10 protein-coding genes are annotated in these 13,327 nt (G+C 46.0%); 5 read left to right on the top strand and 5 right to left on the bottom strand.

Going from position 1 to position 13,327, the window contains the following annotated elements; genetic code table 11:
- Window positions 1-159: 159 nt before the first annotated feature.
- The 3 genes from polA to ACEW9O_RS20880 all read right to left on the bottom strand — a co-directional run bounded on the left by polA (window position 160) and on the right by ACEW9O_RS20880 (window position 4,229).
- Window positions 160-2,967 (bottom strand): DNA polymerase I, encoded by a 2,808-nt coding sequence (gene polA / locus ACEW9O_RS20890; RefSeq protein WP_373552143.1) that lies wholly within the window; start codon window positions 2,965-2,967, stop codon window positions 160-162.
- A gap of 113 nt (window positions 2,968-3,080) precedes the next feature.
- Entirely contained in the window at window positions 3,081-3,356 is a 276-nt protein-coding gene (locus tag ACEW9O_RS20885; protein WP_373552142.1) for a hypothetical protein, read from the bottom strand.
- Between the two features lie 147 nt (window positions 3,357-3,503).
- On the bottom strand, window positions 3,504-4,229 hold the full coding sequence (locus ACEW9O_RS20880) for a hypothetical protein (protein ID WP_373552141.1): 726 nt from the start codon (window positions 4,227-4,229) through the stop codon (window positions 3,504-3,506).
- 192 nt (window positions 4,230-4,421) lie between these two features.
- Here ACEW9O_RS20880 and ACEW9O_RS20875 point away from each other — a divergent pair, with 192 nt between their 5' ends.
- The 4 genes from ACEW9O_RS20875 (at window position 4,422) to ACEW9O_RS20860 (ending at window position 9,476) form a co-directional block, all read left to right on the top strand.
- On the top strand, window positions 4,422-5,336 hold the full coding sequence (locus ACEW9O_RS20875) for an ABC transporter ATP-binding protein (protein ID WP_373552140.1): 915 nt from the start codon (window positions 4,422-4,424) through the stop codon (window positions 5,334-5,336).
- A 30-nt stretch (window positions 5,337-5,366) separates the two neighbouring features.
- Entirely contained in the window at window positions 5,367-6,683 is a 1,317-nt protein-coding gene (locus ACEW9O_RS20870; protein ID WP_373552139.1) for an ABC transporter permease, read from the top strand.
- Window positions 6,684-6,955: 272 nt separating this feature from the next.
- Entirely contained in the window at window positions 6,956-7,366 is a 411-nt protein-coding gene (locus ACEW9O_RS20865) for a BlaI/MecI/CopY family transcriptional regulator (RefSeq protein ID WP_373552138.1), read from the top strand.
- Window positions 7,367-7,460: 94 nt separating this feature from the next.
- Window positions 7,461-9,476 carry a M56 family metallopeptidase gene (locus ACEW9O_RS20860; RefSeq protein WP_373552137.1) on the top strand — a complete coding sequence of 672 codons (2,016 nt, stop codon included), beginning with the start codon at window positions 7,461-7,463 and terminating at the stop codon, window positions 9,474-9,476.
- Window positions 9,477-9,715: 239 nt separating this feature from the next.
- On the opposite strand, the gene ACEW9O_RS20855 is transcribed toward ACEW9O_RS20860, so the two are convergent.
- Window positions 9,716-10,474, bottom strand: coding sequence for a LytR/AlgR family response regulator transcription factor (locus ACEW9O_RS20855; protein WP_373552136.1), 759 nt, complete (start codon window positions 10,472-10,474; stop codon window positions 9,716-9,718).
- A 170-nt stretch (window positions 10,475-10,644) separates the two neighbouring features.
- Between ACEW9O_RS20855 and ACEW9O_RS20850 the strand changes: the two genes are divergently transcribed.
- Entirely contained in the window at window positions 10,645-12,171 is a 1,527-nt protein-coding gene (locus ACEW9O_RS20850) for a hypothetical protein (RefSeq protein WP_373552135.1), read from the top strand.
- A 215-nt stretch (window positions 12,172-12,386) separates the two neighbouring features.
- Here the strand turns inward: ACEW9O_RS20850 and ACEW9O_RS20845 are convergent, their stop codons facing one another.
- Window positions 12,387-13,181, bottom strand: a complete 795-nt coding sequence (locus ACEW9O_RS20845; protein WP_373552134.1) for a hypothetical protein — start codon at window positions 13,179-13,181, stop codon at window positions 12,387-12,389.
- Window positions 13,182-13,327: the final 146 nt, after the last annotated feature.

Raw genomic sequence — 13,327 nt, 5'->3', positions numbered from 1 at the left:
TTTAGAAGTGGGCTACCGCAGCGACTTAGACATGCAATGCTGAACAAGTCGCTGCGGTAGCCCACTTCTAAACTCTTAAGTCATGTACTCACGTACTCGTCACTCATTAACTAGCTCAGTAACGGGATTGTGGTGGTAGCTCTGGCTAATCAAGGTCTTTTAATGCGCCTCCAACCAATTCTGCCCAGTACCCAGTCCCACTTCAATCGGTACCTTCAATTGAGGCAGCGCAGTGCGCATTTTTTCTAAAATGATTGGTTTCACAATTTCCAGTTCCTCATTGGGCACGTCAAAAACCAATTCGTCATGCACCTGCATGATCATTTTGGTTTGTAGGCCTCGGTTCAACAATTCCTGATGGATGTTGACCATCGCTACTTTGATCATATCGGCAGCAGAACCTTGTACGGGCGTATTCACAGCGATGCGCTCGGCGTTGCTGCGTTCGAGCGAACTTTTGGAGTTGATATCGCGGATGTAGCGGCGGCGGCCCATCAGGGTAGTGACGTAGCCACTCTTGCGGGCATCTTCCACTACGCTATCCATGTAGACTTTGAGTCCTTTGTATTGGGAAAAATAAGCGTCGATCAATTCTTTGGCCTCGGTGCGTTTGATGCTGAGTTGGCGCGAAAGATTGGTAGCTCCAGCTCCGTAGACGATGCTAAAATTGACCGTTTTGGCTTGGTAACGTTGTTCGCGGGTTACTTCTTCAAAGGGCACATTGAACACCTTGGCGGCGGTGGCCGTGTGGATGTCCTGGCCATTTTGGAAAGCATCCAGCATGGCCGCATCCTCGCTGATTTCGGCGATCAAGCGCAATTCGATTTGTGAATAATCCGCAGACAACAGCGTATGATTTTCGTCGCGTGGGATAAACGCACGGCGCACTTTGGCACCTTCCGGAGTACGTACTGGTATGTTTTGCAGGTTTGGGTTGTTCGAGCTCAAACGCCCGGTTGCCGCCAATGCCTGATTGAAAGAAGAGTGAATCCGTCCAGTGCGCGGGTTGACCATCTTGGGCAAGGCGTCTACATAGGTTGACTTAAGTTTGCTCAGCCCGCGGAAGTTCAGGATGGTTTGGATGATCGGAAACTCTGGGGCCAGTTCTTGCAACTTGTCTTCGTCGGTGGAATATTGACCAGTTTTGGTTTTGGCACCTTTGTAGGGTATTTTCAGGCGTTCGAACAACAAATCGCCTACTTGTTTGGGCGATCCGATGTTGAACCTCACCCCGGCCTGTTCGTAAATGGATTTTTCCAGGTCGAGGATTTGCGCCTCCAATTCCTGGGAATAGTCGGCGAGATAATTGCTATCGATGCGCACCCCTGCGTATTCCAGTTCGGCGAGAACTTTGATGAGTGGGCATTCGATGGCATCAAAAAGCGGTTGCACGCCACTTTCAGCGAGTTTTGGCGCAAACAGTAGTTTCAATTGTAGGGTAATGTCGGCATCTTCGGCGGCGTAGTCACTGACCTTCTCCACGGGCACATCGCGCATATTTAGCTGCCCTTTGCCTTTGCCGATCAATGTTCCGATCGAAACGGGGGAATAACTCAGGTAGGTTTCCGCGAGATAATCCATACCGTGGCGCATTTCGGGCTCCAGCAAGTAATGGGCCACCATGGTGTCGAAATAGGCACCCCGAATTTCTACACCGTACCACTTGAATACTATGGCGTCGTACTTGAGGTTTTGGGCGATTTTGGCGATTTTTTCATCCTCCAACACTGGGCGGAAAATCTCCACCAGCGCTTGTGCCTTCTCCTTGCCTGCGGGTACGGGCACGTAAAAGGCTTCTCCCGACTGGTAGGCAAAAGACATGCCCACCAACTCAGCCTGAGTCGGCTCTACGTGGGTGGTTTCGGTGTCAAAACAAAACTCCGTTTGTTTCGCCAAATCCGCAGCCAGTTTTTGGATGGCTTCAGGTGTATTGACTAGGTGGTATTGGTGCGGGGTATTTTCGATGGTCTTTTCGGCTACCAAGTGGGAAGGCAAATTGGAACCTTTGAGCGGTGCGGGCCCAGGTTCGATATCGCCAAAAAGGGAACCTTGCTGGCCGGGGCCGGGTTGGCTGGGGCTGGTTCCGCCATCGTCTTCGCCTAAGATCCGCTTGGCGATTGAGCGAAACTCTAATTCTTTAAAAATTTCTGACAACACTTCCCGGTTGGGCGGATCGATGATGTACTGATTGGCGTCAAACTGGATCGGCACCTGGGTGTCGATTATCGCTAGTTTTTTGGACAACAAGGCCTGTTCGGCGTATTGTTCTACCCGTTCTTTTTCTTTACCCTTGAGTTCATTGACATTGGCGATTACTCCTTCGATGGTGTCAAAACGATCGAGGAGTTTGGCGGCGGTTTTTTCGCCTACCCCGGGTATGCCGGGGATGTTGTCGACCGAATCGCCCATGAGGCCGAGGATATCGATGACCTGTTCCACCCGTTTGATGCCCCAATTTTCACATACTTCCTTCACCCCCATGATCTCGATGCCATTGCCCTGGCGGGAGGGTTTGTACATAAAAACGTTTTCGGAAACCAACTGGCCATAGTCTTTATCGGGGGTAACCATGTATACTTTGTAGCCTTCGGTTTCGGCCTGCTTAGCCAGGGTACCTATGACGTCATCCGCTTCGTAGCCTTGCACCATGACGATGGGGATGTTCATGCCCCGCACAATTTTTTCAATCCAGGGGAGGGCAATGCCGATGTCCTGGGGCTGTTCTTCGCGATTGGCTTTATAGGGCTCGTACATTTCGTGCCGAAAGGTAGGGCCATGTGGGTCAAAGGCAACAGCAATGTGGGTGGGTTTTTCATTGCGCATCAAATCCCACAACTGATTCACAAAGCCATTGATGGCGGAGGTATTGACTCCTTTGGAGTTGATAAGCGGGCGGGTGATGAAGGCGAAGTGTGCGCGGTAGACCAACGCATGTCCGTCCAGCAGGAACAGTTTTTTATCTGACATGGCGACTTTTTGTTTCCAAGGCGGAAGATAAGGTGATTTGGGGAAAAGGGGAAATGAAACTATTTTTTTCTTTTTATCGATTTAAAAACTTATTAAATCAGAAATATCCGCTATCAAAACAAGCGACACAAAATGCTAAAATCCCCCAATAAAAAACCACCTACCCACAAGATCAGCCACAATACCCCTATACCCAATGCGGATCCGATTTTTTGCCCCATGCTCAAGCTCTTGTGGAGAAAAGGGAATAGTAATAAAAACAAAAAAACCAAAACCCCAAATCCAAAATAAACGCCGTTTCCCCATTCACAAGAGTGCGGCCCACAAATGAGTACCATCATGAGCAGGCTGAGCAATAAGCCAATGTAAAGCAGGTATAGGTTCTTCATTTTTTGATCCAAAGTTAAGCTAAAATAAAAAGACCTGTCCCGGTAAACCAGAACAGGCCGAACGTAAAGTTCTCTCTTAATACATTGTGTATGAGGTAGATGCCAGCCGAAGCTTACATCTGGGTAGAATACAATTCAGGATTTGGATTAAATGCTACTCATCTTACGCTTCACCATTTCGACCATCTTTTGCTGATCCTGGAGTTTCTTTTGCGTATCCACCTGATCCTTCTCATTTTGAGAAATGTTGGATTTGGCTTTTGCGATCCGCTCTTCGGCCTGTTTGATTTCCTGATGGTAGCGGGTATTGGCATTTTTTAAGGTGCGCAATTGGCTTTCCATTTTTTTCATGTTCTTCTCTTCATTCACCAATTCGAGGCGGGTTTGTTCGCGGCGTACTTCACGGGCGAAATCTTCCAATACACCCCGGGCAGCGCGGTTGCGTTGTAGGTTGGTGGCATTGATGCTGCGTTGCTGCGAGAAACCACCTACTTCCATTTCCACATAATTGTTTTCACGGAAGGAGATTTCAAAATTGACATCCTTGCCCGATTGGCGGCTGGCGTATTCTAGGTTCGTCTCGCCGTATGATTTGATCTGCGCCTGATCAGCCAGGTGCTGTTTGGTTTTGCGGTCGTAACGCACTTTGCTGCGCAATTGAGTACGGGCAAAAGAAGACCATACCCGCTTCACTAGTTTTTCATCTACATTGGGCAGACTGACGCGTAAGGTATTGGTTTGAGCGATATCGTAATCCTCTGGAATATCGATCCCTTTGGGGGTAAAACTTGGCCGAGTCATCGTATCCTGACCCTGCATGGGGATGAAACTGACAACGGAACAGATTGCACAAAACAGCGCAATATTTTTCATAGCAATGATGGGTTGGATGAAATAATCAATGGTTATTTGACGTAAACCCGGGGGTGGGGTCACGAATAGAAAATGTACTTTTGTCCTCTAAACAGGGATGTACATCCGAAATTCTGCACTACTGCCCTTAAATATACTAATTTTCTAACTGATTTGTAAAGACTTGTTCTAAAAGTTCTCATCTAGCAGCACATGGATCTAATTCTCGACTTACAAAACGTAGTGAAGACCTACGAAAAAAAGATTGCGGTGAACGACGTCAGTTTTGGCGTGCCGCGCGCCTCCATCTTTGGCTTGTTGGGTCCCAATGGTGCCGGCAAAACCTCGCTGATCCGCATCATTACCACCATTACTCGGGCGGATAGCGGCAAGGTTTTTCTCGATGGTCAAGCCCTCAACAGCCGCCACCCTGAGCAGATCGGCTACATGCCCGAAGAACGTGGCCTCTATAAAAAAATGAAAGTGGGCGAACAACTCACTTACCTGGCGCGCTTAAAGGGGCTTTCCGCCAGCGATACCAAACTGGCGCTCAAGTACTGGATGGAGAAATTTGAGGTGATGGATTGGTGGGGCAAAAAAATTGAAGAACTCTCCAAGGGGATGCAACAAAAAATTCAGTTCATCTCTACTGTTCTACACAATCCCAAGCTGATTATCCTCGACGAACCCTTCACCGGTCTGGACCCGATCAATACCAATTTGCTTAAAGACGAAATCGCCGATTTACGCGCCAAGGGGGTCAGCATCATTTTTTCAACCCACCGCATGGAGCAGGTTGAAGAAATTTGTGACAATATCGTACTGATCGACCAGGGTCAAAACATCCTCAATGGCCCAGTGAAAACCATCCGCAACAGTTTTAAACAAAACCGATTCAAGGTTGATTTTGCTGAAGAATGGAAAGGGACTTTGCCGCCCGGATTTGAAGTAGTTGACCAACAACCGAGTTCACTAGTGGTTGGTTTGGCGGAAGGGGGCAACTCCAGCGCTTTGCTCCAATACCTCCTGGGGCAAGGGGTTCAGATCAGCGCTTTCAACGAGATCATGCCTTCTTTGAATGAAATTTTTATTCAGGCGGTGGAAAAAAATCACCCACAGGCTAAGTAACTCTATTTCGCACTACTCAAATCAACAGTCATGGATAAACTTTTTCTCATCATAAAACGGGAATACCTCACGCGGGTAACCCGCCCTTCTTTCATCATCGCCACCTTGGTTACTCCTTTGGCGTTTGTGGCCTTTTTTGTAGTTGCCAGCCTTATTTTTTCTTACGAAAGTGATGATTCTAAAAAAATTGCAGTCATCGATGAAAGTGGTATCCTCAAAGGAGCGCTGAAGGACGAAAAAGGCCTGTATTTCAAATTTGAAGAAAAGCCGCTGGCACAGTTGCGCAAAAATTTCAAAAACACTGGCTATGATGGCATCCTGCTTTTGCCCAAAATTGACAACTTGTTCAGCAAAGATTATATGGTGTACTACTACACTGACGGGCAATCGACGCTTGAAACCGAAGTACACATCAAAGACCGGGTCAGAGATGCCCTGCGTGACTATAAAATTGATGCCCTCAAATTGGAGCGCAAACAACTAGAGGCACTCAACACTTCAGTGGATGTAGAACCCGAACCCATCGAAGAAGGAGGCAAGGATGCCACCAATCTCACCAGTGCCGTTGGTGCGGGGATCGGGTTTATCATGGGATTCATCATGTACATGGCCGTATTCATTTATGGCTCCATGGTGATGCGCTCGGTCATGGAGGAAAAAACCAACCGCATTGTAGAGGTTATGGTTTCTTCGGTGAAACCCTTCCAGATGATGATGGGTAAAATTATCGGAGTGGGTGCAGTAGGACTTACCCAGGTGCTCATTTGGGCGATCCTGATTCCACTATTGATCACCATTGCACAAGTTACGATGGGTTTCGATCCCGAACAACAGATGCCGATGGGCCCCGGCGCACCCGCCATCAATCCCGATGATACGCAAGCCCTGGTGATGGCCGCTATGAACGAGGTAGGCAATATCCGCTGGAGTTTGATTTTGCCGCTGTTTATCGTCTATTTCCTGGGGGGGTATTTCTTGTATTCTTCCATGTTTGCTGCGGTAGGTTCGGCCATTGGAGACGACATGGGTGAGGCTCAAACCCTGACGATTCCAATCGTCATTCCAGTGGTACTGGCCATCTACATCATGATCAAAGCGGTAGAAACGCCAACCTCCAGTTTAGCGGTGTTTTCTTCAATTTTTCCTTTGTTTTCACCCATTGTGATGCCCGCAATTCTGGCGAGCAATCCGCCGGCCTGGCAAATCATTACTTCCGTGCTGGTGTTGATTGGTACTTCAGTGTTTTTTGTCTGGTTGTCTGGTCGAATTTATCGAGTAGGTATTTTGCTGTATGGCAAAAAGGGAACCTTTAAGGAATTTGCCAAGTGGATCTTTTATAAGGATTAAAAACAAGGAGTTAAATCAATAGATGAGCCAATCTGCTAGGCTCATCAGGCTAAAGATTTGGCCAGTTCAAAAGCATTGGTGATCTTCTTTTTGGAGATCAGGCTTTTGAACTGGCCATTTTTTTTACGCAAAAAGTGGCGGAATTGTATGCAACCTTTCTGAAGGGTTCCCTGTCCTTTACAACAACTACGAAATCCTTCGTAAGAAAAATTTGCAATTACGAAAAGCTTCGTATATATTTGTGTACGAAATCCTTCGTAATCACCGAGAAGATGAGAACAAACGAAATACCACAACCCACCGAGGCTGAACTGGAAATCCTTACCGTGCTATGGGAACAAGGCACGGCAACGGTCCGGGAGGTCAACGATAAGCTCAATGAGCGACGCACCGATGGCAGCAAAGAAATAGGGTACACTACAACGTTGAAGCTGTTGCAAATCATGTTTGCTGAAAAAGGCCTGGTCACCCGTAATGCCGATGCGCGTACCCACATCTACAGCGCCGCAATGGAACAAACCGACGTGCAACGCAATATGCTTCAGCGCCTGGTTGATACCGCTTTTCAAGGCTCGGCCATGCAAATGGTCATGCAAGCTTTGGGTGATCACGATGCTTCGACAGAGGAATTGCAAGAAATAAAAGCATTGATTGAAAAAGTTGAAAAGTTGAGGAGTTTATAGTTGAAAAGAGGGTTTCATTCCCTCCGTTCAATGCAAACTTTTTAGGCTTTTAGCCCTTCATTTCAACTTTTTAACCCTAAACTTTTCAACTAAAATGGAAAGCAACTACACCGATGCACTCATCTACGCCACAGGTTGGACGGTGGTTCACTCCTTGTGGCAAGCATTAACGATTGCTTTGATCTTGTCGATCGTCCTGATCAGCACGCCACGCCGACTGGCCCATTGGCGGTATAGCTGCGCCGGGATAGCACTATTGTTGGTGTTGGTGGCGGGAGGTGCTACCTTTTATCACTATTTCCAGAAGTCGATGCTGCAAGTAGATCTAGGTTTGATCACCTTGGCTCAATTCGGTGGATCAGAAACACCTACCCCTGAAAGTTTTTTGCAGTACTGGCAAGGTCGTTTTACCGATTATTTCAACCAACAGTTGCCGCTGATTGTCACAGTGTGGCTTTGTGGTTTGACCTTCTTTATGTTGCGCATGCTGGGCGGATTGGCTTACATCCGGCAATTGCGCTACCAAGGCATCCGGCCCGTACAGGAGGAGTGGGAAGAAATGTTGCGCGAATTGGCGCAGAAGCTCAAGATTAAGCGGCCAGTGGCCATTTTGGAATCGCTGCGCATCCAGTCGCCAGTGGTGATTGGGCACTTCAAACCTTTGATATTGGTACCCGTGGGGCTGCTGGCGGGTTTGAGCATCGATCAGGTCGAGGCCATTCTGGCACATGAATTGGCGCATGTATACCGCCGCGACTATTTGTTGAACCTTTTGCAAACCCTAATTGAAGCCTTATTTTATTTCAATCCTGGCGTATGGTGGATTTCCAGTTGCATTCGCATTGAGCGAGAGCATTGTTGCGATGACATTGCGGTAGCGCTTTGTCAAAACAACTTGGAATACGCCAAAGCCCTGGTCTGCATCAAAGAAATGAAACAGGGCTTCACGCCCCAGTTGGCCATGGCCGCCCTGAGGAAAAAGAAATTGTTGCTCACCCGCATTCAACGCATTTTACAACAACCCGTAAATACGTCCGACATGAGTGAAAAAATAATGGTTACTGGCATGCTGGCCCTTATGCTGGTGTGTATGAACCTCAAAGCTGAACGCAAAGTGCCTGAGTCCAACCGGGAAAGAACCGCCATTTCGGTAAGTTCTGCTAGCCTTGTAGCACCCATGGCAAATGTACCTGCTGACACTTTGCCAGAGGGCAAAATTACCATTCGCACCAATCGCGATGGCAAAAAAATTGAAGCCAAAATTTTGGACCAAAAAATCCAGGAATTGATCGTTGATGGCAAAACGATACCCGCTGCTGAGTACAACAGCTACGAGGAAACCCTCAATGACATCATTGCTTCGGTACCGCCGCCGCCCCCACCGCCATCTTTCCCCAAAATGCCCCCACCGGGAGTACCAGGTGATGTGCCTCCACCGCACATTCCTGCACCCCCCAAAGTACCTATGCCTCCCAAAGGTGATGGATATTACTATTACCACAATGGCGATGACCACATCATTATTGAAGGACCTAAAAAAGGCATGGGTTACAATTGGAAAATGAAACCTGAATTTAAATACAGCTGGGTTGATAGCCCGCTTGGCTTTGATCGCTCGATTGTGATTGATGGAATGGATTCCACTGAGGTGGCTTTTTTTAGACCTAATTTTAATTTTCGTGGGGAATCGGTCAATATATATTTTGATTCTGTTAGGCTAAAACTGGACACCGCACAAATGCGCAAATTGAAGCACAAACTTGGCAATGTACACATCCAATTGGACGAGTTGAAGCACAAGTTAGGCGACAGACAGTTTCATTTTGAAGGGCCAAAATTTAACATGGAGCCTGGCGACTTAAAAATGCAGCTTCCTTTTATGCCCAAGAAGGCTTGGGGTGGTAGCACGAGAGAACGCATTGAGTCAACTCTGATCAGAGATGAATTGATCAAATCGGGTAGCCGTTATTCCTTTGAATTAACGGACAAGTACCTCAAGATCGACGGCAATAAAATGCCGGAGGCCTTGTTTGAAAAATACCGAAAAATCTACGAGGAAAGTACAGGCATAAAATTGGAAGGTGAGAGCAAAATTCTGCTCAGCAACTAAGAGCATGTTTAAAGAAGCAAAAGCTAGCGAATAGACATGAGTCATCCCGAATTTTTGGGATAACAAACCGCGGATGCGGTTGAACTTTTTGCTCAATTGAGTTCAACCACTGCCGTGGTTGCCGCCAATTTGACCCAACTATTTACCCCGGACGACCGGGGCTATTCTAAATTCAATCGCTCCGCGATTAGGGTTATGCCCGATTTTGACTTTTCAAAAATTCGGGATGACTCATGTTTTTATTGATCAATCCAGTTTTTAAAATCCTGCACCCGCTCTCGACTCACCACGATCTCAAAACCCGGACTGGGCTGCAATTCCAGCTTGAGCCGATTGTTGAAATAAGGGTGAATTTTGTCTACCGCTTCGATGTGTAGCAAAATTTTGCGGTTGATCCTGAAAAAATGGGTAGGATTCAACAATTGTTCCAATTGTTCCAGTGTGTGATCAAGGGAGTATTTTTTGCCATCGGCCAGGCGGGTAAAAACCAGGCTATCCTCGGCATAACAAAAACGCATTTCTTGTGCCTGAATATAAGTGAAAGCATTGCCAAACTTGACCAAAAAACGTTCCCGATAATTCCGGTTTTTCAGACTGTCCAACATCCCATTGAGCATCGAATAATCGAAACTCGCGGTTTGCCCCCGCATCTGATCGTACTTATCTAGTGCACTTTTGAGCTCCAGGGCATCGATGGGTTTCAACAAATAATCAATGCTATTGACTTTAAAAGCCCGAATGGCGTATTGGTCATAGGCGGTGGTGAAAATGACCATTGACTGGATTTGGATCGACTGAAAAATGTCGAAACTCAAGCCGTCGGCCAAGTGAATGTCCATCAAAATTAGCTCAGGAGCAGGGTTTTGAGCGAACCATTTCACGGCTTCGGTAATCGAATCAATCACGGCCAGGACTTCTACCTGTGACCGTTGTTGGCGAATCAATTGCTCAATGCGGCGCGCAGCAGGCAACTCATCTTCGATGATTAAAACCTTCATTCAGAAAATTTGTATTTGTAGTTATAGGCAAAGTTAGTAACTTAGCCTAAATTTCATATCAAAACCGTTGAGAAGGCGGCTCTAGTATTCCATTCGCATCACACCCATGTTATCCTCTGATTGTTAACGCTTAGCTTTTAACCAAAAAGCTGTAAAATACTGTATTGCTTATGAAGGCCTTATATGAGTTGGCCGAGATGGTGCACAATACGAAGGTCAAAGAAGTAGAGTTGGTACAGGAAAACCGCAGTGACAATTCTCCACTCAGTGCACTATTAAACGGCATTTTGAACAAGGAGTTCAATTCAGACCAGGATGCAGCGCAAAAAGTATTGAACGTGGATGCTGCCGATCAGGCTTATCAGCGCTTGCGGCGCAAGTTGCGCCGTGGCTTGCTCAATACGGTATTTTTCTTTGATTTGCCCCAGTCTGATTACAACGAGCGCCAACGAGCGTACCATGAAAGTTGCAAAATCTGGGCGGCAGCCAAAATTTTGTTGGCCAAAAATGCCAATTACATCGGCATCGAATTGTGCCATAAATTGCTGAAAAAGGCTGAAAAATTCGACTTTACCGACCTGGTCATGGACATCACACGCATTCTGCGCTTGCATTATGCCACCCGAGAAGGAAACATCAAGAAGTACGAACTGTACAATGACTTGTTTAAGCAGTGTGAAAAAGTCTGGATAGAAGAAAATCTAGCCGAAGAACTGTATATGGAACTGGTGTTGCGCTACGTCAACAGCCAAACCATCCTGGAGGAAACCCATTCCATGGCCATTGAATTTTATAAACAAATTGAAGACTCGCTTGCTAAACATAAAAGTTTTCGCCTGCATTTGTGTGGCATGTTGATTCAACAAGTCATTCATTCCTCCAAATACGATTGGGAAGGGATGATTAATTTATGCCAGGAATCGATTCAATTTTTTCTCAACAAACCCTACAAAGCGTCAGTTCCATTACAAATCGCCTACCACCATCAACTCATCGCCTATACCCAACTTTTGAGGTTTGAAGAAGGCCAAAAAGCCGCTACTTCTTGCCTGGAATACCTAGAGCCAGGTAGTTTTAACTGGTTCAAACACCAGGAATACTATTTTTTATTGTGCATGAACACGAGAGAATATCAACAAGCTTTTGAAATTTTCAAAGAAACGACCACCCACCGCAGGGTACAATTTCTTTCTGCCGCCGCCGCCGAAGTATGGAAAATATACGAGGCATATTTGTATTATTTAAGCTTTAATGAAGAATTAGTGCTTCCTGAAGAAGATCAAACACTGTCCAGATTCAGAATATATCGGTTCCTGAACGACACTCCGATCTTTTCAAAGGACAAAAAAGGAATGTACATTCCCATTCTAATCATTCAAATATTAATTACCCTCAAGGAAAAAAAGTACAACCAGGCCCAAGAAAACTTTGAAAATATTGGTCGCTTCTGCTCCCGTTACCTAAGACAAGGCGAAACGTTTCGCAGCAATTGTTTCATCAAAATGTTGTTGAGTATCCCCGCCGGTAACTTTCATCGAGAGGCAGTGATGCGGAAGACCACCAAACTAAAAAAACGCTTGGAATCAGATTCGAATAAATTTATCCGTGCAGAAATTGAAATCATTCCCTATGAGAAGTTGTGGGACTACGTCCTAGAGTCTTTATCTAACAAAGCTTATCGTGTAAGAAAAAGTTAGTGTGTTAGCATACAACTAACAAAGGCAAGGAGCTCAATACAAAAAAAAAGCAGAGACCAATAAGGTAAGAGTCTCTGCTGCTACAATGTGCTTGTTATGGAAAAACTTAGATTTCAACTCGAAAGCGAAAAAAAAGTTCATATACAAACTAAAAAAACAGCAAACTCTGTCTTGTATTGGTCAAATCCCTTCTTGATCAGCCATTTAATGAGCGATTAAGCCCGTTCTCTTTGTAGTGTTTTCACTTGTTGGACCAAGGCGGTATTGATTTCAGGAGCAAACATATTGCCCGCCAAACGATCGTCAAAAATTTCTAGCTCCAATTGGGTAGCCAGATTTTTTGCCAAATCGCCCATCGCCCGGGAGAAGCCCGCCGTTTTGCCTAGTGCCATAAAATGATCTACAATGGCCGCGCGGATGGTTTCCAGCGGGTCGAGGTATTGCAACATTTGGCGTTGCGTTTTGCCTTTGCTACTTACTCCTTTGGTCTCGAGGCGCGTGCGCAAATCTTCAGCATTAAAGCCCATGAGACTGGAGCGGTAATTCCACCAATTGCCTGTAGAATTGCCATTGCGGGCAGCGTATACTTCCATATGGCGTTGTTCGGCGGACTCTTGACAAGAACGCATGCTCATGGCTTTGACCAGTTCGATCATGTTGAGCACTTCTTCTTTGTCCAAAGGCATTTGACTGCCTTCTGAGGCTTCTATTTCTTGCAGGTAACGAGCCAGTTTGAGCTTGACCTTACTTTTGGATTGTAAGGCAATCAATTTGGCCAATTCTATGGAGAGGTAGTAATCCTCCAATACAACTGCATCTTTTTGTCTGCGTATTGCGTAATCCTTCATGACCACGGGGCGCCGAATGCCATCCTGAAACTGATAAACATCCTTTAGCCAGCGCCTTACATTCACGCCGTAATGATGGTTGCTTAGCTCCAGCGCTTGGTGCAGATCCATCGCCGTCACTACTTTGGTTCCTTTCTTGCTGGTGAAAACTGCGATTTCCATACGCAAATGATTGATTTTCAATGAAAATTCGTTTCTATACACCAAATATACATTAATAGTTTTAAAAGTCAAAATTTTTCAAACTATTTTTTTACTTTTTAAACTGGAATCTTTTTAGCCTTTGCCGTATATTGCATTGGTTTTAC

Origin of the sequence: Haliscomenobacter sp., from assembly GCF_041740695.1 — a bacterium.
Classification (GTDB): domain Bacteria; phylum Bacteroidota; class Bacteroidia; order Chitinophagales; family Saprospiraceae; genus Haliscomenobacter.
Note: the sequence above shows the minus strand (reverse complement) of the source record. Positions and strands in the feature narration are given on the sequence as shown.